The organism is Alphaproteobacteria bacterium (assembly GCA_015231795.1).
GTDB lineage: Bacteria > Pseudomonadota > Alphaproteobacteria > Rhodospirillales > WMHbin7 > WMHbin7.
Genome location: JADGAX010000003.1, coordinates 121,096 through 141,146 on the forward strand (window position 1 = coordinate 121,096; position 20,051 = coordinate 141,146).

Below are 20,051 nucleotides of genomic sequence, written 5' to 3' on the forward strand. Positions count from 1 at the left end.
GTCATGGCGAAGGTTCCGTACACAGTTCCCGCCCTTGATGATCTGCCCACCGTTCCGCGCATCAAGCCGGGGGCGATGAGCGAGCTGAAGTCCTATGTCGCTGTGGCGGCGCATCAGGAGCCTTTGGGCTTCCCGGGCGAATTGGTCGAGAATTGGGAACAGGCCGCCGTCGCCAAGATGGGCGAGTTGCTGGGCAAGTATAAAAGCCTGCGCGTCTATCTGGACATGTGCGTCAAATGCGGCGCCTGCACCGACAAATGCCACTATTTCCTGGGTTCGGGCGACCCGAAAAACATGCCGGTGGCGCGCCAGGATCTGATGCGCGACATCTATCGCTATTATTTCACGCCCACGGGCAAGGTTTTGGGTTCGCTGGTCGGCGCCAAGCCTTGGACCAAGGAACGCCTGGACGACTGGTACAATTACTTCCACCAGTGTTCGCAGTGCCGCCGCTGTTCGCTGTTCTGCCCCTATGGCATCGACACCGCCGAAATCTCGATGGCGGCCCGCGAGATCATGGACTCGATCGGCCTTGGCCAGAAATACTGCAATGAGATCATCGGCAAGGTTCACAAGATCGGCAACAATCTGGGCCTGCCCGAACCGGCGCTGGTGAATACGCTGGAAGGCCTCGAGGAAGACGTGCTGGACGCCACGGGCCATGCCGTCAAGTTCCCGCTGGACGTCGAAGGCGCCGAGGTTTTGTTCGTGACGCCATCGGCCGATTTCTTCGCCGAGCCGCATGTCGACGGGTTGATCGGCTACGCCAAGGTCTTCCATCAGATGGGACTTAGCTGGACGATGTCCAGCTACGCCTCGGAAGCCGGCAATTTCGGCATGTTCATCGGCAATTACGAGCAGATGCGCAAAATCGCCATGCGCATCCGCGAGGCGGCCATCCAGCTCAAGGTCAAGCGCATCGTGTTCGGAGAATGCGGCCATGCTTGGCGCGTGGCTTACGCCTTCCTGAATTCGCTGGCCGGTCCGTTCGACTTCCTTGATCCGCGCTATCCCGTGCCGCAGCACATCATGGAATTGACGCGCGGCGCCATCTTGAGCGGCGCCATCAAGCTCGATTCCTCGGCCAACGCCGACAAGGTGGTTACCGTGCATGACTCGTGCAACATCGCGCGCGCCACCCGCATGGGACCTGAACCCGGCTCTCAGTTCGAATATCCGCGTTTCGTGCTGCAGGCGGCCTGCCCGAAATTCGTCGACATGCATCCCGACGCCACCCGCGAACGCACCTTCTGTTGCGGCGGCGGCGGCGGCCTGTTGACCGACGAGTTGATCGACATCCGCATCAAGGGTGCCAAGCCCCGCGTGGAAGCCCTGCGCGACGTCGTCGAACAGCATGGCGTGACGCATATGGCCTCGATGTGCGCCATCTGCAAAAGCCAGTTCACCAAGGTCCTGCCCTATTACGGTTACGAAATGGGCATGGTCCAAAGCGTACATCAGTTGGTAAGCAACGCCATCCTACTGGGCGGTAATTCTTAAGGTAAGGAAGCGACCATGAACCATGTGAATGTGGAAAAAGAGCAACTCACTTTCCGCCGCTTCAAGGAAGGCGAAGACCGTTGGTCCGATCTGCAGGAGGCCATTTTCCAGGCTGGCTGGTCGCACAAATGTCCGACCTATGTTCATCGCGCGCCGCCTTGCCAGGCGAGCTGCCCCTCGGGCCACGACATTCGCGGCTGGCTGGATATTGTGCGTGGCGTCGACAAGCCCCCGGCGGGCATGTCCATGCAGGAATACGCCTTCCACAAGATGACGATGTCCAACCCGTTCCCCGCCGTGATGGGTCGCGTTTGCCCGGCTCCTTGCGAAGACGGCTGCAATAGGAACGAGGTCGAGGATCACGTCGGCATCAATTCCGTCGAACATTACATCGGCAATTGGGCGCTCGAGAACAAGCTGGCCTTCCCGAAGCCCGAGAAGGAAACCGGTAAGAAGATCGCCGTCATCGGCGGCGGCCCGGCTGGCCTGTCGGCGGCCTATCAGCTGCGCAAGATGGGCCATACGGTCACCATCTATGACGATCGCGCCGAATTGGGCGGCATGATGCGCTATGGCATTCCCGGCTACCGCACGCCGCGCGATGTGCTGGATGGCGAGATCAAGCGCATTCTGGATCTGGGCGTGGCCACCAAGATGAATTGCCGCGTCGGCCGCGACGTGCAGTTGGCCGACCTGGAAAAGAACAACGACGCCATCTTCTGGGCCATCGGCACGCATGCCGGTCGCGGCCTGCCGGTTCCCGGCGCCGACGCTCCCAACTGCATTTCGGGCGTCGCCTTCCTGCGCGCCTTCAACGAAGGCCGCCTTAAGTTCGTGACTGGCCGCATCGTCGTGGTCGGCGGCGGCGACACGTCGATCGACGTCGCTTCGGTGGCGCGCCGCTTGGGCCACATCACCCAGGTTCACGACAAGGACCGCGTCGAGCACGTCGTGCTGGGCCAGACCGCGCATGACGTGGCGACGGCGGCGACCCGCGAGGGCGCCAACGTCACCCTGACGTCGCTGTTCCCGGTGGAAAAGATGTTCGCCGCCGAGCGCGAAGTGGAAGACGCCAAGCGCGAAGGCGTGGAAATCAAGGGCGGCATCATGCCGCTCGAGGTTCTGAAAGACGCCAACGGGCGCGCCCGCGCGCTCAAGATGTGCAAATGCACCATGGACGGCATGACGCCGGTTCCGCAAGGCGGCACCGAATTCGAGATCGAGTGCGATCTGATCGTGTCCGCCATCGGCCAGAAGGGCGACATGGAAGGCCTGGAAGCCATGGACAATGGCAAGGGCTTCATCAACGCCGACAAGCATTTCAAGGTGCCCGGCAAGGACAAGCATTTCGTGGGCGGCGACATCGTGCGCCCGCATCTCTTGACCACCGCCATCGGCCACGGCTGGATCGCTTCGGAAAGCATCAACACCTTCTTGAAGGGCGAAGAGTTCGGCAAGCGTCCCAAGGTCGACGTCCATCATTTCAACCTGATCGACGTGTTGCGCAACATGGGCCGCGAGCCTGAGAAATTCGTCACCAAGGAAGGCGAGCGCGGCACCAGCGAGGCCAATTTTGCCATTCACAACTACGAAGACCGCTCGACCAAGGAAGTGGTGCCTTCGGACGAGTTGTTCCTGGGCCATTTCCCCTACACGCAGCGCAACAAGCGTTCGGAAGTTCATATCTCGGCCGATCAGGTGATCGGCAATTTCGACGAGCGTCTGAAAACGCTGACCGATGCCGAAGTGGTGGCCGAGGCCAAGCGCTGCATGAGCTGCGGCCTGTGCTTCGAATGCGACAACTGCTTGGTCTTCTGTCCGCAGACGGCCGTGCAGCGTACGCCCAAGGCCGAGCGTGGCTTGGGCCGCTACGTCTACACCGAATATTCCAAGTGCATCGGCTGCCATATCTGCATGGATGTTTGCCCGACCGGCTACATCCAGATGGGTCTGGGAGAGTAAGATGCGGCTTCTGGCGGCGTTTCTTCTGGTTCTGACGCTGGGCGTGGCGGCTGCGCCTTCGCTGGCAGGGCCGCCCGAAGTGCCGAAGGCCAAGGGCGAGAAATGCTTGGCCGAGCCTGCCGACATGCGCCGCAACCACATGTCGATGCTGCTGCATCGGCGCGACGCCACCATGCATCAGGGAATTCGGGCCAGCAACAACGGCCTGAAGGCCTGTCTGGATTGCCATGCGGTCAGCAATGCCGAAGGCCAGCCGGTGGGCATCGACAACGACAAGCATTTCTGCCGCGTCTGCCACGATTACGCTGCCGTGCAGGTCGATTGCTTCGACTGTCACAATTCGCGCCCGGAAGCCAAAAAGGCGGCGGTCGAGCCGGTTGCCGACGTCATGCCGCCCGAAGCCGCGGAATCGCAGCCGGCGGCGCAGCCTGAGGGGGCGAAATGAGCGAGAACTGTCTGTCTCCAACAAGGCGCGGCCTTTTGAAGGCGGCGGCAGGTTCGGCGGCCCTTTTGGCGCCCGGCGTTTTCCTGCTGGCTGCTCCTTCGCCCAGCAAGGCGCGTCCCGACGACACGGCCACCGATTCCTCGGTGCGCTGGGGATTGCTGGTCGATACCAATCGCTGCGATCAGGAATGCACGGCCTGCGTCGACGCCTGCAAGGAAGAAATGGGATTGATCGGCAAGGGCCGTCCGGCCACCGACGCCCAGTATATCCGCAAGGTGGAACTGGCCGAGCCGAAGACCGGCTTTACCCGTTCGTTGCCCATGATGTGCCAGCACTGCTCAAACCCGCCTTGCGCCGATGTGTGCCCCACCGGCGCCTCGTTCAAGCGGGCCGACGGCATTGTCTTGGTCGACCGCCATATCTGCATCGGCTGCCGCTATTGCATGATGGCTTGTCCCTACAAGGCGCGCTCCTTTGCGCATGAGAAGCTGGAAGACCAAGCGGCCAACAATCCGCGCGGCAAGGGCTGCGTCGAGGCTTGCACCTTGTGCGCGCATCGCGTCGATGCGGGCATCGTTCCCGCCTGCGTCGAGGCCTGCCACGCCAAGGGGCGCGGCGCCATGCTGTTTGGCGATCTGCAAAATCCCGAACATGCCATCACCCAGGTGGTGGCCCAGTATCCCACCAGCCAGATCCGGGCCGATCTTAAGACCGACCCCGGCGTGCGCTATCACGGCATTTAGGGGAGCGCGCAAACATGGCTCATATGCCCGATCTCGTCTTCAAGGAGCTGAATGCCAAGGGTACGGCCTTCCGCGCCTTGTTCGTCATATTGGCAGGACTGTTCCTGATCGGCCTGGGGGCCGCCTACTATATGGAACATAGCGGCCATTGGGTGACCGGCATGACCAATCAGGTCGTGTGGGGCATGCCGCACGTTTTCGCCGTGTTCCTGATCGTCGCCGCTTCGGGGGCGCTTAACGTCGCTTCGATCTCGTCGGTCTTTGGAAAGTCGATCTACAAGCCGATAGCGCCGCTGTCGGCGCTGCTGGCCCTGGCCCTTCTGGCGGGCGGCTTGGCGGTTCTGGTTCTCGATCTGGGCCGTCCCGACCGCCTGATCGTGGCCATGTCGCACTTCAATTTCAAATCGATCTTCGCCGCCAACATCATTTTGTACACCGGCTTCTTCGGCATCGTTCTGGTGTATCTGTGGTTCATGATGGATCGCAGGCTGAAGTACAAAAGCAGCGGCCCCGGCACCTTCGCCTTCATCTGGCGCTTGGTGCTGACCACCGGTACCGGTTCGATCTTCGGCTTCCTGGCCGCCCGCGAGGCCTATTCGTCGGCAGTCATGGCGCCTTTGTTCATCGCCATGTCGCTGGCCTTCGGCACTGCCATTTTCATTCTGGTTCTGCTGACCGTCTGCGCCATCGACAAGCGTCCCTTGGGCACGGTGCTCACCGAGCGTTTGCGCGTTCTGCTGGCCGTGTTCGTCGCCGCCACCGCCTATCTGGCGCTGTTGCAGCATGTCACAGCCGCCTATTGGGCGGGACGCGTCGAGGTGGTGGCTTTCGTTCTGTTGAATGGCGGCATCTACACATTCCTGTTCTGGGGCGTGCAGATGGGACTGGGCACCGTTTTCCCCCTGGCCCTGACCCTGGTTCCGCGTCTGCGCTCGCATGCCACATTGGCCTTCGCCTCGGTTCTGGTGGTGTTGGGCGGCTTGGCGCAGACCTATGTCATCATCATCGGCGGTCAGGCCTGGCCGCTGACGCTGTTCCCCGGCTACGAGGTGGAAAGCAGCTTTTATGACGGCATCGTTCAGTCCTACGCCCCATCGCTTCCCGAAATTCTGCTGGGAATCGGCGGGTTTGCGCTGGCCCTCTTGATTGTCGCCTTCGGAATGGCCATCCTTCGCTTCCTGCCTGTCACCTTGGCCGATGCGCAAATCGATCCGCACGCCAAGAAAAGGCTGATGGAATCGGAGGAAGCGGTCGAAACCGCTTAAAGAGAATGGCCCAGGAACATCCTTTCGCGCCCTATGTCCGCATTCTGGGCAAAGGGCCGACGCTGTCGCGTCCCCTTAGTTTCGAGGAAACCAAAGCCGCCGCCGCCATGATTCTGGCGGGTCAGGTCGAACCCGTGCAATTGGGCGCCTTCCTTTGCTTGTTGCGCGTGAAGACCGAGACGCCGGACGAGGTGGCGGGTTTCGTCGCTGCGGCCCGCGAGGCCGTCGCCGCGACAGGCGTTCCTCCCAAGGCGGATCTCGATTGGTCGAGCTATGCGGGCAAATCGCGCCAATTGCCCTGGTTCTTGTTGTCCGCCCTGCTGCTGGCCAGCCATGGCGTGCGCGTCTTCATGCAGGGCCCCGAGGACCATACCGCCGGTCGCCTTTATTCCCGCGCCGCATTGGAGTCGCTGGGGATTAAGTCGGCGGCCAGTCTGGCCGAAGCGGGCCAACAGTTGGATCGTCGCTGTTTTGCCTTCATGGCGCTTGAGCATCTCAGCCCCGGCTTGAACGCCATGCTGGGGCTGAAGCCGCTTTTGGGCCTGCGTACGCCCTTGCACACGATTGGGCGCATGCTCAATCCGTTGCGCGCCCCGTCGGCCATGGTCAGCGTATTCCATCCCGCCTATCGCGGCGTTCATCAACAGGCGGCCAATATGCTGGGCGATCAGCGTCTAGCCGTCTTCAAGGGCGAGGGCGGAGAGGCCGAGCGCAGGCCGGAGAAGCCGTGTCTGGTTCAGATGTCGGTCGAAGGCGTTATGAGCGAAGAGGAATGGCCAGCCATCCTGGCCGAAAGCGCCCAACCGCACGAGACCGATATGAACCCGGCCCGCTTGAGCGCCTTGTGGAAGGGCGATCTTGACGATGTCTATGCCCAGGCGACGGTGACCGGCACGGCGGCGGTCGCGCTGCGCGTCATGGGGCGCGCTGCCAGCGTTGCCGCAGCCCAGAAACTGGCCGACGAGATGTGGGCCAAGCGCGATAAGGGCTGGTTGGGACATTAAGATGTCTCCGCGCCTCGTGATATCCGCGGCACATAAATCATCGGGCAAAACCACGATCACCCTGGGTTTGTTGGCGGCCCTATCCAAACGGGGCTTGCGCGTGCAGCCCTTCAAGAAGGGACCCGATTACATCGACCCGCTTTGGCACAAGGCGGCTTCGGGACGCGCTTCTTGGAATCTCGATTTCTATTCGATGTCGCATGGCGAAATGCTGGCGTTGGCGGCCAGACAATCGCAGGATGCCGATCTGTCGCTGGTCGAGGGCAATAAGGGCCTGTTCGACGGCATGGATACCGAAGGGGCCGACGACACGGCGGCGCTGGCCAAACTGCTGAAGGCGCCGGTGGTGCTGGTGATAGACGCCAGGGGAACCACGCGTGGCATCGCCCCGCTTCTGAAAGGGTATCTGGATTTCGAACCCGGCCTTGATATCGCGGGCGTGATCTTGAATCAGGTGGCGGGGCCGCGCCACGAAGGCAAACTGCGCGCCGCCATCAAGCGCTATCTGCCCGAACTGCCCGTCCTGGGCGCCATCCCGCGCGAAACAGAACTTGAAGTGGCCGAGCGTCATCTGGGTTTGGTGCCCGCCAATGAACAGGCGGGAGCCAGCGAACTGATCGCCATGTTGGCGTCCAGCATTGCGGCGCATGTCGATCTGGATCGTTTGCTTGACATCGCTAGGCGGGCCGAAGACCTGCCCATGCCAGCTACGCTGCCCGCTAGGCCAGAAAGCGATTTGCGCATCGCCATCGCCCAGGATTCCGCCTTCGGCTTCTATTATCCCGACGATCTGGAAGCCTTTGCGCAATGCGGCGCTCAGTTGGTTCCCTTCGATACGATGACCAACTACCACCTGCCGCCCGACATCGACGGCTTGTTCATCGGTGGCGGCTTTCCTGAAACCCATATGCGATCCCTGTCGGCCAGCCATGTGCTGCGTTCGGAAATCAACGCGGCGCTAAGGTCGGGGCTGCCCTGTCACGCCGAATGCGGTGGCCTGATGTATCTGGCCCAATCGATCCGCTGGGGCGCCAATCAGGCCGACATGGTGGGTTTCATCAAGGCGCGCGTGGTGATGCAGGAACGTCCGGTCGGACGCGGCTATGTGCGTTTGAAGGATAGCGGAAAGGGTTTGTGGCCGCCGATCGGACAAAAGGGAGTCAGCTTTGCCGCCCACGAATTCCACCATTCGCGCTTGGAAGATTTGGCGCCCGGCCAGACCTTCGCCTTCAAGGTCGAGCGCGGGGTCGGAATTCAAGACGGGCAGGACGGCTTGGTTGTCGGCAATATGATGGCCAGCTATGCGCATCTGCGTTCGGTCGAGGGGACGCCTTGGGTCTCACGTTTCGTCGATTTTGTCCGCAGCCGCCGCCGGTAGGGTGAAACGGAAAACCGTGCCCTGGCCGAAGACGGACTCGACCGTGATCCGCCCGCCCGATTGTTCGACGATCTTCTTGCAAATCGCCAATCCAACGCCGGTGCCGCTGTGCTGGGCCACCGTGTGCAGCCTTTGAAAAATGACGAAGATGCGTTCGAAATATTTTGGTTCGATGCCGATCCCGTTGTCGGCGAATGAAATCTCATGCAGCCCGCCGCCGACATCCTTGGATGAAATCGATATCTTCAAGGGGCGCAACGCGTCCTTGTACTCCAAGGCGTTGGACAGAAGATGCTCGAAAATCAGGATCATGCGCTTCTTGGTCGCCAGCACGATGGGAAGCGGGCCAAGTTCGATCTCGGCGCCGGCCGCCTTGATCTCGTCGGCCAGATAATTTTGGATGTCTTGGATGATTTCTTGAAGCGCCACTGGTTCCGGCTTCAAAGTGTGCTGCTCTATCATCGTGTAATCGAGCAGGTCCATCAGCCGCGCCTTCATGCTGGCGGCACCCGCCACCAGATAGCCGATGAATTCGTCGGCATCCGCGTCCAAACGGTTGCCGTAGCGCAGTTTCAAAAGCTGCGTATAGCTGATGATGGCGCGAAGCGGCTCTTGCAGGTCGTGCGCGATGATGCGCGCGAAGTTCTTAAGTTCGTCGTTCGAGCGCTCCAGGCTTTCGCGGGCGGCAATCAGCTCGGCTTCGCGCGACAATAATCGATGCTCCACCCCACGCTGACGGCGGATTTGCCATAAAAGCAAACCAGTGCCGCCCAGTGTCAACCCGCTGCCCACCAGACCCGAGGCGATCAGAAGCCTTGCCGCCATGCCGTCTTGCGGGGCGATGGCCGACAGGCCCATGTAAACGCCGCTCCAAATCAAGCCCAGCAGGATCAGGCCGAAAGCCAGAAACAGATAGACAAGATCGAAACGTTTCTCGCTGCTCATCAGGCAAGACTGGCGATTGGATTGATCAGGGCCTGCGTCTGCGCCGTCGTGCCTGAAAGGCGCACGGTTCCATGTTCGATGCGGGTTTTTCCCTCGCACACCAGGGCCAGGGCCAGGGGATAGATGACATGTTCTTGTTCCAGCACGCGCGCCGCCAGCAGATCGGGCGTGTCGTCTTGCATCACCGGCACCACGGCCTGGGCGATGATGGGGCCGCTATCCATTTCGGGCACCACGAAATGAACCGTGCAGCCAGCGAAGCGAACGCCTTCCTGGATGGCGCGCTCATGGGTATGCAGGCCCTTGAACAGGGGCAGAAGCGACGGATGGATGTTGAGCAGGCCGCCCGACCAATGCGAGACGAAATAGGCCGTCAGCACGCGCATGAAACCGGCCAGACAGACGATTTCGACGCCATCGGCTTCCAGTTGCGCATTGATGGCGCGCTCGAAACTTTCGCGATCCGAGAAATCCTTGTGCGAGATGACAGCGGTCGGTATGCCTGCCGCCTTTGCCCGCTCAAGACCGAACACATCCGGCACGTTGGAAATCACGCGCACGATTTGTGCCGGATAGCCGGGCTGGGCGTGAGCGTCGATCAGGGCCTGCAAGTTGCTGCCTCGGCCAGAAATCAGCACGCCTACCCGTTTGCGATCCGCCATGCTCATTTATCCCAGGCGGACAGGTTTTCCACCCGCGCATGGATGTCGTCGCCCGCCACCACGCGCCCGATGCGGACGACCGTTTCGCCATGTTGGGTCAGCAATTCGGCCAGCGCGTCGGCATCGTCCGATCGGCAAATCGCCATCATGCCGATGCCGCAATTGAAGGTGCGCGCCATTTCGCTAGCCGCGATGCCGCCAGCGCTTTTCAGCCAAGCGAAGACGGGAGGAAGCGCCCAGGCGCTGGCGTCGATTTCAGCCGCCAGACCCTTGGGCAGCACGCGAGGAACGTTTTCGTACAGCCCGCCGCCGGTGATGTGGGCCAACGCCTTCACATGTCCGGCGCGCACGCCCGCCAGACAGCTTTTGACGTAAATGCGGGTGGGAGCCAGCAAGGCGTCGCCAGCGGTCATTCCCGGTGCGAAAGGGGCCGGATCGGCAGGTTTTAGCCCAGCCTTGTCCAGAACGCGGCGCACCAGCGAGAACCCGTTGGAATGAACGCCGTTCGAGGCCAGTCCCAGAATGACGTTGCCCGCTTGGACTCCGGAACCGTCGATCAGCGTTCCGCGCTCGGCGGCACCCACGGCGAAACCAGCCAGATCATAATCGCCCTTGGCGTACATGCCGGGCATTTCCGCCGTTTCGCCGCCGATCAGCGCGCATCCGGCCTGTTTGCAGCCTTCGGCGATGCCCGCCACCAGAATGCGGCCCTGTTCGACCTGAAGCCGCCCTGTCGCGAAATAATCAAGGAAAAACAATGGCTCGGCACCCTGGACCACAAGGTCGTTGACGCTCATGGCCACTAGGTCGATGCCGACGTAATCGTGGCGGTTGGCGTCAATGGCCAGCTTCAGCTTGGTGCCCACGCCATCGGTGGCGGCCACCAGGATCGGGTCCTTGTAGCCAGCCGCCTTCAGGTCGAAAAGGGCGCCGAAGCCGCCCAATCCGGCCTCGGTGCCGGTGCGGCGCGTGGCACCCGCCAAAGGCTTGATGGCCTCGACCAGGGCCGTTCCGGCGTCGATATCGACCCCGGCATCCTTGTATGTCAGTGAGGAGGTGGACAAGCGAGGCTTCCTAGAATGTGAGAACGTGATAAAGTCTGACCGGTCGCCTTCGGGCTGCCGACAAGTCCCTGATTTTGACCCCTGCACGGCTGGTTTGCAATGTTTTCGCTCTTGCGCGCTCTCTTCCTTGCCGGACTAACCTTCACCCTGACGGCTCCGGCCTTTTCGGCGGACATTCTGCAAGCCAGCGTGACCGTCGACGCCACGGCTCAAAACACGTCGGCGGCCAGGGAAAAGGCGCTTGGGGAGGGCCAGCAGCAGGCCTTCCGCCGCTTGTTGGAAAGCATGACCGTCGAAGCCGACCGGGGCAGGCTTCCCCATCCCGCCAATTGGCAGGAATGGGTGATCGACTTTTCTGTCGATCAGGAAAAAACCACGCCGGTGCGCTATCTTGCCACCCTGTCCGTGCGGTTCAAGGCGCAGCCGGTGCGCAATCTGCTGCGCCAAGCGGGCATTTCCTTTGCGGAAACGGTCAGCAAGCCGGTGCTGGTGGTGCCGGTCCTGGCGCAATCCGGGCGCGGGCTGTTGTGGGACGAAGACAATGGTTGGTTGAAGGCATGGCAGGAGCGCCCCAAGCTGTCGAGCTTGGCGCCGGTCTTGGTGCCTATGGGCGACAGTTGGGACCGTCAGGCCTATGACGTCGGCATGGACCGAGAAAGGCTGGAAACGCTGGGCCGACGCTATGGCGCGGCGCAGACCCTGTTGGCCGAGGCCAGGGTCTCGCCCACCGGCATCGACATTCGCCTGATCCATCCCAATGGGCAGGCGGCTTTGCTGACGGTCGCCAACGCCAAGGATCAAGCCCAGCCCCCCTATCGTCGCGCCGCCGATGCCGTGGCCTTGCAGATCGAGGAATCTTGGAAGCGGGCCAATCTGGTTTCGCACGATTCCCTGGGCGCTCTGGTGGTGACTGTGACCTTCAACGGCATGGCCGAATGGCTGAAAATTCGCGAAAAGTTGGAACGCGTCTCGCTGATCCGCCGCCAGGACATGCTGGAACTGGCGCGCAATCGGGCCAGCCTTGCCTTGCATCATTCGGGCGATTTCGCCCAGTTGCGCACCGCCCTGTCGCAAGCCGATCTGAATCTGTCGGCGGATGGGCAAGGCGGGCATTCCTTGGCCCTGATGCCCGCCAGATGATGCGCCAACTGCCCAATCTGATCACCCTGCTGCGCTTGTTGGCCGTTCCCCTGACCGTCTGGTCGATCAATTCCGAAAACTATCATCTGGCCTTCTGGCTGTTCGCATCGGCGGCGGTCTCCGATGCGCTCGATGGCGCGTTGGCCCGCTGGCTGAAGGCCAGAACCACCATCGGCGCTTACCTCGATCCCCTGGCCGACAAGGCGTTGCTGATGGCGGTGTACATCACGCTGGGCTATCACGGCCAGATCCAGGACTGGTTGGTCATCATGATCGTGTCGCGTGACCTGCTGATCATCGGGGGAGCCTTGCTGGTCGATTTGGTGACCGGGCGTTTGCGCATGGAGCCTTTGTTCGTCAGCAAGGTGAACACACTGGCCCAGATCCTGCTGGCCGGGTTGGTTCTGGGGGGGCTTGGCCACGATCTTGAAGAAGGCTTGTTGGCCTTGCAGCCGGTGTTGACTATGATCGTCGCCCTAACGACCCTGGCTTCCGGGGCGGTCTATCTCCTGGTTTGGGGTCGGCGGGTTGTTTCCGAGGAAGGTACGAAAACATGATGACGCGCCTGCAGATTCGTTTCTGGCTGATCGGCTTGGCCGTTTTCATAGGCCTGGTGTATTTGCTGCGCCCTGTTTTGCTGCCCTTCGTGGCGGGCATGGCGGCAGCCTATTTCCTCGACCCCATCGTTGACCGGCTCGAGCGCTACAGGCTTGGCCGTTCCCTGGCCACGGGCTTGGTCACCATCGGCTTTTTCGTGATCTTCGGCGGGGTCATCGCCCTGATGGTTCCCATGGTGCAAACCCAGGTGATGGATTTCGCCCACAAGGTGCCGGAATATGCCGAGGGGTTGCGCGACCGGTTGCGCCCCCTGGCTGAAACCTTGCTGGCCAACTTGAATCCCGAGGATGTCGCCAAGCTGAAGGCGACGGCGGAAAGCTATGCGGGCACGATGGTGTCATGGATCATCACCGCCATCGGCAATGTGTTGACGGGCGGCATGGCCTTGCTGTCGATCCTGTCGCTGCTGCTGATTACGCCGGTGGTTACCTTCTATCTGCTGCGCGATTGGGACAAGATGACCGCCAGGGTCGATAGCTGGCTGCCGCGCGATCACGCCGAGACCATCCGCGGACAATTACACGAAATCGATTCCACCCTGGCCGGTTTCGTGCGCGGCCAGGCTTTGGTCTGCACCGTTCTGGCCCTGTTTTACGGCGTCGGCTTTTCGCTGGCCGGTCTCGATCTGGGGCTGGTGGTCGGCATCGCGACGGGCATCGCCACCGTTGTTCCCTATCTGGGCGGCATTCTGGGCATGGTGCTCAGCGTCGGGTTGGCGCTGGCCCAGTTCTCGGACTGGATGCCGGTCGTCATCGTGGCGGCGGTTTCGCTGACCGGCCAAGTGATCGAAGGCTATGTCCTGACGCCCAATCTGGTCGGCGACCGCATCCGTCTGCATCCGGTGTGGATTCCCTTCGCCCTGCTGGCGGGCGGGGCCTTGTTCGGATTCCTGGGCGTGCTGCTGGCCGTGCCGGTGGCGGCGGTGATAGGCGTTCTCGTCCGCTTCTCGCTGGAGCGCTATCTGGCCAGCCCGGTTTATCGCGGCAATTCCTCTACATCCGAAAAATGACCCAGCTTGCCTTCCACCTGCCGCCCCAGCCGCAGATGGGGCGGGAAGATTTTCTGGAAGCGCCCTGCAATGGCTTGGCGCTGTCTTGGATCGAGCGCTGGCCGGATTGGCCCGCCCAGGCGCTGGTTTTATGCGGCCCGGAAGGGTCGGGCAAGACGCATCTGGCCAATATCTTTGCCGCCAGGGCAGGGGCCGCGATCGTGCCCGCCGCCCGCTTCACGCAAAGCGATGTCCCGGCGCTGGAAGGCAAGTCGGTGGTGATCGAGGATTGCAAAGCCGATCTGCCCGAGCGTGCCCTGTTTCATCTGCTTAATCTGGCCAAGGAAAGCCAAGGCTTCGTGCTGCTGACGGCGCGCCAGCCGCAGGCGCGCTGGACGGTCGTCCTTCCCGATCTAAGATCGCGGCTGCTAGCGCTTCCCTTGGCGGAACTGAAAGCGCCCGACGACGCCTTGCTGACGGCGCTGCTGGCCAAGCTGTTCGCCGACCGCCAATTGCGCGTCGGGCCGGATGCGCTGGCGTATATTTTGGGGCGCATCGAGCGCAGTTTTGCCGCCGCCCACCGACTGGTCGGACAGATCGACGACAAGGCGCTGGCCGCCAAGCGTCCGGTGACCATTCCCCTGATTCGCGACATTCTGGAGTTGAACGCATGAGCGAGATCGTCACCCTGGACCGCCACGCCGACGGCTCTGTCACGGTCGCCATCGACCGACCGGAACGCATGAACGCGCTGAACCTGGACGTCTGGCAGCGTTTGGGCGATCTGTTCTTGGACCTGTCGGCGGATAGCGGCGTGCGCGCCGTGGTGCTGCGCGGGGCGGGCGACAAGGCCTTTGCGCCGGGGGCAGATATCGAGGAATTCGATACCGTGCGCGCCACCGCCGCCCAGGCCCGAATCTATGACGACGTGATGCGCCGCGCCTTCAACGCCGTGTACGAATGCGCTCATCCCACCGTCGCCATGATCCATGGCGCTTGCGTGGGCGGCGGACTTGAATTGGCCGCCTTGTGCGATCTGCGTCTGGCCGGGCGCTCGGCCCGCTTCGGCGTGCCGATCAACCGCATCTCGGTGGTCATGGGCTATCCCGAACTGATCGGCCTTAAGCGCCTGATCGGCCCGGCGCGCACGTTGGAAGTGCTGCTGGAAGCGCAAATCCTGGATGCCGAGAAAGCCCTGGCCTGGGGGTTGGTCAACCGCGTGGTCGAGGATGCGGCGCTGGAAGACGAGGTGAAGATTTGTCTGAAGCGCATTCTGGGCGGAGCGCCCCTGGCCAATCGCTGGCACAAGAAGTTCGTTCGCCGCCTTGATGATCCCAGCCCCATCAGCCAGGAAGAGATGGACGAATGTTACGAATTCCTGGCCACCAAGGATTATGCCGAAGGGGTGAACGCCTTTAAATCCCGGCGCAAACCGGAATTCAAGGGAGAATAGCGCGCCACCTACTACCTCATCAGAGCCAGTTTCTCGATCTCGCAGGCAGGCCCGTCAGACTGGGGCGTGTACAAGGCCACATAGGCGATGCGGCTGTTCAGCGTGTTGATGTCGGGCCAAGCCAGCCGATGCAACTCGGCTATGTCAAGCGTCGCTTCGCGCCAGTTGCCATCGCTGGCTCCGCCCTGGGCGATGAAGAAGGCAGCGTTTCCCTTGCGCTCTAGCCGCCCTGTTTGTCCGGCTTCGCCGCTCCAGGCCACGATCAATCGCCGCTCGGCGCTGCCTGTCTTGAATCCCACCGCCAGATGCAGGCGGGCATAGCCGCCAGCCGGTGGGCCGGACTCGACGCGCCAGCGCCAAGTCAGATAGGGCGACGACAGCAGCAGGCTGTCCACCTCGCGCCTGAGCGACGCCGCCTCGCTCAGGCTGGTGCGCAAAGCGCCGGAGGGCAGGATGGAAAAAGCCTTGGCGTTCTCGCTGATCCAGCCGTGCTCGGCGGCGGCCTGACTGTCTGAAAGAGCCAGCGCGGGATCGGCGTCCAAGATGGGCAGCCAGCCTTCCGGGCCGGGCGATGCGGGCACGGCGGTTTGGGCGCATCCTTGAATCAAAAGGGCTTGAATCAAAAGGGCCATCAGCAGGGCCATCGCCGCCACGGGCTTGCCCCGGCTCATTTCTTTTTCCTTTTTTTGGCTTGCTGGGTCTGGATGTCGCTTTTCAGGTCTTGAACGGCCAGCCAAGGTGGCGAGCCGCGCGCCAGCAGCTTGTCGGCTTGATCTGCATGATGGCTGGCCTCGGCCAGCTTGCCCGACAGAAAGGCGTATTCGGCCATGGCATAGGCGGTCATGCCCTGGTTGCCGCTGCGCCCATAGGCCACCGACATCAGGCGCCAAGCCAGGGCATTGTCCTTTTCCTTGGTCAGGGCCTGTTGAAGGTGGCGCGAGGCCTCGGGCAGAAGGGAGTCGTCGTTCATCTCGATCTGGGCCTGAGCTAGGCTGACCAGGATCAAGGGGGCTTCCGGCATCAGCCTTGCAGCATGGACCAAGGCGTCCTTGGCTTCGGCGATGCGCCCGTTCTCGAACAAGAACTGCCCCTTCAATTCATAAAAATAGGCGTCGTTGGGATATTCCTTGATCAGGCCGTCGATCAGGGGCAGGGCATTGGCCAGATCGGGCTTGCGGTAATAGGCGATGGCGCGGGCCATGCGGGCCTCGATAGAGGTGTCGTCGGCCTTGTAGCGCGACAGCGTGCGCACCGGCGCCTCGATGAAGGCGAACAGCTTGGCCTGCATGCGCCTGAACATCAGGGCATATTCGGGGCGCAGGGGCGTGTCGGTATATTGCGATTTCTCGACCTGCTCGCGCAGAAAGGACACGCGCTCCTGGGAAATCGGATGGGTGCGCACATAAGGGTCCTGGCGCTCGGTCATCCACAATTCCTGCTGGCCCAGGATTTCCATGAATTCGAGAAAGCCCTTGGCCGACTGCTGGGTGCGGTTCAGGTAGGTGATGCCCGCCTGATCGGCGGAAGATTCCTGGCCGCGAGAGAAGGTCAGCAAATTCTTGAGCGCTACGTCCTGACCGCCCATCACGACGGCTGTTCCAACGTCAGCGCGACCTGACAGAACGCCCGCGGCGACGCCCAGCACGGTGGCGATGATGGCTTCGTTCGAGGCGTCCTCGAAGGCTTGCTGCAGGCGGGCCAGATGGCCGCCTGCGATATGGCCGGTCTCGTGGGCCATGACGCCGATGACTTGGCTTGCGCTCTGGGCGCGCAGCAACAAGCCGGTATGCAGGAACATTTTCTGTCCGCCAGCTACAAAGGCGTTCAGGCTCTTTTCGTTAACGATATGAACTTCGAAGGCATTCGGGTCCAGGCCGGCCGCCTCCAACAGTGGCGTCTCGAAGGCGCGGATGGTATTTTCCACCTCGGTGTCGCGAATCAGGCTCGCGGCGCCGGCAGGGGACGCAGCCGCGGCCAGAAGACTCATGCAGATTAGGAAAAGGCGAAAGATGATGCGCAAGGCAGAAGTTCCAACCGTTCCCCAGGAAGGTAGTGCCCCCTGGCTGGTCCGTCAATGCAGGGCGGCCGGGCTGATGCTGGGCCTGACGGGAGCGTTGTCGGCCTGCGATCCCGGCGTCGCTCCGGGCACCATCGGCCATGTGCAGGGTTTTGCGGGCATCATCGCCTCGGACGAGCCGCAATCGGTGCTGGTGGCGCGCGACATTCTGTCTTCCGGCGGCACGGCGGCCGATGCGGCCATCGCCATGTATTTCGCCATGTCCGTCACCTTGCCCTCGCGGGTCGGCATGGCGGGCCAGGGCGCTTGTCTGGTTCACAACCCCAAGGACAAAAAGAAGGAATCGACGACGGAATCGCTGATTTTCATTCCTCAGTCGCCTGCCGCCGTGGCGGCGCCGCGCGCCATGTTCGCCCTGCACGCCAAGTATGGCCGCCTGCGTTGGGAGGCCTTGATCGGCCCGGCGGAAGGCATGGCCCGCCTGGGCGCACCGGTTTCCAGAGCCTTGGCCAGCGATCTGGCGCTTGAGGGCGAGCGGCTGCTGGCCGATCCCAATTTGCGCAAGATCTTCGCCAGACCCGACGGCAGGTTGGCGGGCGAGGGGGATGCGGTCAAGAATATCAACCTGTCCTCGTTCATGGCCCGTTTGAGAGCCAGGGGACCTGCCGATCTGTACACCGGGAATCTGGCTCGCGAACTGAGCGAGGCGGCAGGCGAAGCCGGTCTGGCCCTGACGCCCGAAGAAATGCGCAATGTGAAAGTGACGTTCGGGCCGACCCTGGGCGTCAAGTTCGGCAATCTGACCGCCCATTTCCCGCCCGAGCCGGCCAGCGGCGGCGCCGAAGAGGCCCGCTTGTGGCGGCAAGTCGTTCAAAAGCAGCCTTATGAACAGCCTTTTTCTCAGGAAAGCGCTTCGGGCGCCGGATTCATGGTGGCTGACCGTGACGGCCAAGCGGTGGTCTGCGCCACATCGATGGGCGGATTGTTCGGCAACCGCAAATCAATTCCCGGTCTGGGATTGATTCTGGCGTCCGGGCAGGTCGCCAAGACCAGCCTGGGACCGATGCTGGTGGTGGCGCACAATGTCACCGAGTTCCGCTATGCCATGACCTCGGCGGGCGGCCAGCCCGGCGTGATGGGGCTGATGAAGGCGGCGTCGATGGCAATTTTGGAAGAACGCCCCCTGGTCGATGCCGTCAAATCGGTGGCGGGGCGGCGATTGGTGGCGATCGGCTGTCCGCAGGGACTGCCGCCGCATCCCGATTCCTGCCAGTTGGCCGTCGATCCGGAAGGCTTCGGCTATGGGCTGGGCGTCGGCTCCAAGGAGAAGGAATGGTTCTGAAGGTTTCGAGGCGCGGCCAAGTCCCGCCCTTCATCGTCATGGACGTCATGCGCGAGGCCGCCCTTCGGGTGGCTTCGGGCAAGGATGTGGTTCATCTCGAAGTTGGGCAGCCGGGTGGGCGTCCGCCCAGGGCCGTGCTGGAAGCCGCCAAGCGGGCGCTTGAAGATGACAGCGAAACGCTGGGCTATACGCTGGCCTTGGGCCATCAGGGACTGCGCGAGCGCATCGCCCGCTTCTACAAGGAAAGCCACCGGATCAAGATCGACGCTGATCGTGTAGTGGTCACCACCGGCTCGTCGGGCGCTTTCCTGCTGGCCTTTCTGGCCGCCTTCGAGGCGGGCGACCGCGTGGCGCTGGCGGCCCCCGGCTACCCGGCCTATCGCAACATCCTGACCGCCTTGGGCTGCGAGGTGGTGACGATCCCCGTCGATGGCGCCACCCATTTCCATCCCACGCCCGCCCATCTGGAAGCGTTGGATCGTCCGGTCGATGGCTTGATCGTCGCCAGCCCCTCGAATCCCACCGGCAGCATGCTAAGCCCCCACGCCCTGAAGGCGCTGGCTGAATGGTGCCATGGGAAGGGCGTGCGGTTGGTTTCCGATGAAATCTATCACGGCATCGTTTACGGCGAACCCGCCGCCACGGCGCTTGGCTTTTCGGACAGCGCCATCGTGGTCAACAGTTTCTCGAAATATTATGCCCTGACCGGCTGGCGCCTGGGTTGGATGGTGGTTCCGCCGGAACTTGTGCGTTCGGTCGAATGCCTGGCCCAGAACTTGACCATAGCACCCCCCACGCTTTCGCAGATATCGGCCATGGCCGTTTTCGACGCCACTGGCGAACTGGACGCCCGCGTCGCTGGCTACGCCGCCAACCGCGCCCTGCTCTTGGATCGTTTGCCAGCCCTGGGTTTCGACAAGCTGGCGCCCGCCGATGGCGCGTTCTACCTGTATGCCGATATCGGCCATCTGACCAATGACAGCCCGCAATTTTGCAAGCGTATCTTAGCGGAATGCGGGGTTGCCTTGACGCCCGGAACCGATTTCGATCCCTTGCGCGGGCATTTGAGTGTACGCTTCTCGTTGGCCGGACCGATGTCCGACATGGAAGAGGCCGTCCGCCGACTGGCCCGCGTCCCTCTGCAATCGATAAGGAGTTGATCCATGGTGACCCGTCCCGACATTGCCAAGGAACTGACCAAGGCCGCGCATGACGCCTTGGGCGCGCTTTCGGGCCTGAAGACCGAAGCCGAGACCTTCGCCAAGGCCAAGCTGGAGCGTTTGCTGGCCGAGATGAAGCTGGTGACGCAAGACGAATTCGACGCCGTGCGCGCCATGGCTGCCAAAGCCAGGGCGGAACAAGAATCGCTGGCCGAACGCGTTGCGGTTTTGGAAGCAAAACTGGGCATCGAAGCCCCTGTCGCCAAGCCGAAACCGGCGCGCAAGAAACCCGCCAAACCCGACTCGGCGGCATGAAAAACGTTGCGACTCTCGAGAGACGCTGGCGCGACTCCTTGATGCGCGGA

General features: G+C 62.3%; 20 protein-coding genes. 15 read left to right on the forward strand and 5 right to left on the reverse strand.

The window, feature by feature from the left end; all coding sequences use genetic code 11:
- Nucleotides 1-3: 3 nt before the first annotated feature.
- From HQL44_08235 to HQL44_08265, 7 genes are read left to right on the forward strand one after another with little or no spacing between them, the layout of a single operon-like run.
- The gene (locus tag HQL44_08235) at nt 4-1,500 is read left to right on the forward strand and encodes a (Fe-S)-binding protein (GenBank protein ID MBF0268566.1); all 1,497 of its coding nucleotides are present in this window, start codon (nt 4-6) and stop codon (nt 1,498-1,500) included.
- Between the two features lie 15 nt (nt 1,501-1,515).
- Entirely contained in the window at nt 1,516-3,462 is a 1,947-nt protein-coding gene (locus tag HQL44_08240) for an NAD(P)-binding protein (protein MBF0268567.1), read from the forward strand.
- A gap of 1 nt (nt 3,463) precedes the next feature.
- On the forward strand, nt 3,464-3,907 hold the full coding sequence (locus HQL44_08245) for an Hdr-like menaquinol oxidoreductase cytochrome c subunit (GenBank protein MBF0268568.1): 444 nt from the start codon (nt 3,464-3,466) through the stop codon (nt 3,905-3,907).
- Nucleotides 3,904-4,650 carry a 4Fe-4S dicluster domain-containing protein gene (locus HQL44_08250; protein ID MBF0268569.1) on the forward strand — a complete coding sequence of 249 codons (747 nt, stop codon included), beginning with the start codon at nt 3,904-3,906 and terminating at the stop codon, nt 4,648-4,650. The genes HQL44_08245 and HQL44_08250 overlap by 4 nt, the downstream gene beginning before the upstream one ends.
- Before the next feature lie 23 nt (nt 4,651-4,673).
- Nucleotides 4,674-5,915, forward strand: a complete 1,242-nt coding sequence (gene nrfD, locus HQL44_08255) for a polysulfide reductase NrfD (protein ID MBF0268570.1) — start codon at nt 4,674-4,676, stop codon at nt 5,913-5,915.
- A gap of 5 nt (nt 5,916-5,920) precedes the next feature.
- A complete protein-coding gene (locus HQL44_08260) occupies nt 5,921-6,919 on the forward strand; it encodes a glycosyl transferase family protein (protein MBF0268571.1) in 999 nt (332 codons plus the stop codon).
- Between the two features lies 1 nt (nt 6,920).
- The gene (locus HQL44_08265; GenBank protein ID MBF0268572.1) at nt 6,921-8,297 is read left to right on the forward strand and encodes a cobyrinate a,c-diamide synthase; all 1,377 of its coding nucleotides are present in this window, start codon (nt 6,921-6,923) and stop codon (nt 8,295-8,297) included.
- On the opposite strand, the gene HQL44_08270 is transcribed toward HQL44_08265, so the two are convergent.
- The 3 genes from HQL44_08270 to HQL44_08280 are packed head-to-tail and all read right to left on the reverse strand — an operon-like array spanning nt 8,259 to nt 10,953.
- On the reverse strand, nt 8,259-9,242 hold the full coding sequence (locus HQL44_08270; protein ID MBF0268573.1) for a hypothetical protein: 984 nt from the start codon (nt 9,240-9,242) through the stop codon (nt 8,259-8,261). The two genes, HQL44_08265 and HQL44_08270, sit on opposite strands and share 39 nt — an antisense overlap.
- Complete coding sequence (locus HQL44_08275; GenBank protein ID MBF0268574.1) at nt 9,242-9,910, reverse strand: phosphoribosylglycinamide formyltransferase; 669 nt, start codon at nt 9,908-9,910, stop codon at nt 9,242-9,244. The genes HQL44_08270 and HQL44_08275 overlap by 1 nt, the downstream gene beginning before the upstream one ends.
- Nucleotides 9,907-10,953, reverse strand: a complete 1,047-nt coding sequence (locus HQL44_08280; protein MBF0268575.1) for a phosphoribosylformylglycinamidine cyclo-ligase — start codon at nt 10,951-10,953, stop codon at nt 9,907-9,909. The genes HQL44_08275 and HQL44_08280 overlap by 4 nt, the downstream gene beginning before the upstream one ends.
- A 126-nt stretch (nt 10,954-11,079) precedes the next feature.
- On the opposite strand from HQL44_08280, the gene HQL44_08285 reads away from it, so the two are divergent.
- Genes HQL44_08285 through HQL44_08305 form a run of 5 tightly spaced genes read left to right on the forward strand, consistent with a single transcriptional unit; the run spans nt 11,080 to nt 15,167 of the window.
- Nucleotides 11,080-12,108, forward strand: coding sequence for a DUF2066 domain-containing protein (locus tag HQL44_08285; GenBank protein ID MBF0268576.1), 1,029 nt, complete (start codon nt 11,080-11,082; stop codon nt 12,106-12,108).
- Nucleotides 12,108-12,665, forward strand: coding sequence for a CDP-alcohol phosphatidyltransferase family protein (locus tag HQL44_08290; protein MBF0268577.1), 558 nt, complete (start codon nt 12,108-12,110; stop codon nt 12,663-12,665). The genes HQL44_08285 and HQL44_08290 overlap by 1 nt, the downstream gene beginning before the upstream one ends.
- On the forward strand, nt 12,662-13,735 hold the full coding sequence (locus HQL44_08295; protein MBF0268578.1) for an AI-2E family transporter: 1,074 nt from the start codon (nt 12,662-12,664) through the stop codon (nt 13,733-13,735). Before HQL44_08290 ends, HQL44_08295 begins: the two co-directional genes overlap by 4 nt.
- Complete coding sequence (locus HQL44_08300) at nt 13,732-14,388, forward strand: hypothetical protein (protein MBF0268579.1); 657 nt, start codon at nt 13,732-13,734, stop codon at nt 14,386-14,388. Before HQL44_08295 ends, HQL44_08300 begins: the two co-directional genes overlap by 4 nt.
- Nucleotides 14,385-15,167: an enoyl-CoA hydratase/isomerase family protein gene (locus HQL44_08305; protein ID MBF0268580.1), complete on the forward strand. Its 783-nt coding sequence runs from the start codon at nt 14,385-14,387 to the stop codon at nt 15,165-15,167. Before HQL44_08300 ends, HQL44_08305 begins: the two co-directional genes overlap by 4 nt.
- Nucleotides 15,168-15,178: 11 nt before the next feature.
- Here HQL44_08305 and HQL44_08310 read toward each other — a convergent pair whose 3' ends face one another.
- Nucleotides 15,179-15,838: a hypothetical protein gene (locus tag HQL44_08310; GenBank protein MBF0268581.1), complete on the reverse strand. Its 660-nt coding sequence runs from the start codon at nt 15,836-15,838 to the stop codon at nt 15,179-15,181.
- Entirely contained in the window at nt 15,835-17,181 is a 1,347-nt protein-coding gene (locus HQL44_08315; GenBank protein ID MBF0268582.1) for a M48 family metallopeptidase, read from the reverse strand. The genes HQL44_08310 and HQL44_08315 overlap by 4 nt, the downstream gene beginning before the upstream one ends.
- On the opposite strand from HQL44_08315, the gene HQL44_08320 reads away from it, so the two are divergent.
- Genes HQL44_08320 through HQL44_08330 form a run of 3 tightly spaced genes read left to right on the forward strand, consistent with a single transcriptional unit; the run spans nt 17,177 to nt 20,001 of the window.
- Complete coding sequence (locus HQL44_08320; protein ID MBF0268583.1) at nt 17,177-18,526, forward strand: gamma-glutamyltransferase; 1,350 nt, start codon at nt 17,177-17,179, stop codon at nt 18,524-18,526. The genes HQL44_08315 and HQL44_08320 overlap by 5 nt on opposite strands.
- A complete protein-coding gene (locus tag HQL44_08325; protein ID MBF0268584.1) occupies nt 18,517-19,686 on the forward strand; it encodes an aminotransferase class I/II-fold pyridoxal phosphate-dependent enzyme in 1,170 nt (389 codons plus the stop codon). Before HQL44_08320 ends, HQL44_08325 begins: the two co-directional genes overlap by 10 nt.
- Nucleotides 19,687-19,689: 3 nt before the next feature.
- Nucleotides 19,690-20,001 (forward strand): accessory factor UbiK family protein, encoded by a 312-nt coding sequence (locus HQL44_08330; protein MBF0268585.1) that lies wholly within the window; start codon nt 19,690-19,692, stop codon nt 19,999-20,001.
- Nucleotides 20,002-20,051: the final 50 nt, after the last annotated feature.

What these genes read in the sequence shown, in the direction of transcription:
- HQL44_08305 (MBF0268580.1), top strand. Translation starts at nt 14,385, where the DNA reads ATGAGCGAGATCGTCACCCTGGACCGCCACGCCGACGGCTCTGTCACG.
- HQL44_08310 (MBF0268581.1), bottom strand. Translation starts at nt 15,838, where the DNA reads ATGAGCCGGGGCAAGCCCGTGGCGGCGATGGCCCTGCTGATGGCCCTT.
- HQL44_08295 (MBF0268578.1), top strand. Translation starts at nt 12,662, where the DNA reads ATGATGACGCGCCTGCAGATTCGTTTCTGGCTGATCGGCTTGGCCGTT.
- HQL44_08240 (MBF0268567.1), top strand. Translation starts at nt 1,516, where the DNA reads ATGAACCATGTGAATGTGGAAAAAGAGCAACTCACTTTCCGCCGCTTC.
- HQL44_08290 (MBF0268577.1), top strand. Translation starts at nt 12,108, where the DNA reads ATGCGCCAACTGCCCAATCTGATCACCCTGCTGCGCTTGTTGGCCGTT.
- HQL44_08325 (MBF0268584.1), top strand. Translation starts at nt 18,517, where the DNA reads ATGGTTCTGAAGGTTTCGAGGCGCGGCCAAGTCCCGCCCTTCATCGTC.
- HQL44_08250 (MBF0268569.1), top strand. Translation starts at nt 3,904, where the DNA reads ATGAGCGAGAACTGTCTGTCTCCAACAAGGCGCGGCCTTTTGAAGGCG.
- HQL44_08235 (MBF0268566.1), top strand. Translation starts at nt 4, where the DNA reads ATGGCGAAGGTTCCGTACACAGTTCCCGCCCTTGATGATCTGCCCACC.
- HQL44_08300 (MBF0268579.1), top strand. Translation starts at nt 13,732, where the DNA reads ATGACCCAGCTTGCCTTCCACCTGCCGCCCCAGCCGCAGATGGGGCGG.
- HQL44_08330 (MBF0268585.1), top strand. Translation starts at nt 19,690, where the DNA reads ATGGTGACCCGTCCCGACATTGCCAAGGAACTGACCAAGGCCGCGCAT.
- HQL44_08260 (MBF0268571.1), top strand. Translation starts at nt 5,921, where the DNA reads ATGGCCCAGGAACATCCTTTCGCGCCCTATGTCCGCATTCTGGGCAAA.
- HQL44_08245 (MBF0268568.1), top strand. Translation starts at nt 3,464, where the DNA reads ATGCGGCTTCTGGCGGCGTTTCTTCTGGTTCTGACGCTGGGCGTGGCG.
- HQL44_08265 (MBF0268572.1), top strand. Translation starts at nt 6,921, where the DNA reads ATGTCTCCGCGCCTCGTGATATCCGCGGCACATAAATCATCGGGCAAA.
- HQL44_08270 (MBF0268573.1), bottom strand. Translation starts at nt 9,242, where the DNA reads ATGAGCAGCGAGAAACGTTTCGATCTTGTCTATCTGTTTCTGGCTTTC.
- nrfD (MBF0268570.1), top strand. Translation starts at nt 4,674, where the DNA reads ATGCCCGATCTCGTCTTCAAGGAGCTGAATGCCAAGGGTACGGCCTTC.
- HQL44_08275 (MBF0268574.1), bottom strand. Translation starts at nt 9,910, where the DNA reads ATGAGCATGGCGGATCGCAAACGGGTAGGCGTGCTGATTTCTGGCCGA.
- HQL44_08320 (MBF0268583.1), top strand. Translation starts at nt 17,177, where the DNA reads ATGATGCGCAAGGCAGAAGTTCCAACCGTTCCCCAGGAAGGTAGTGCC.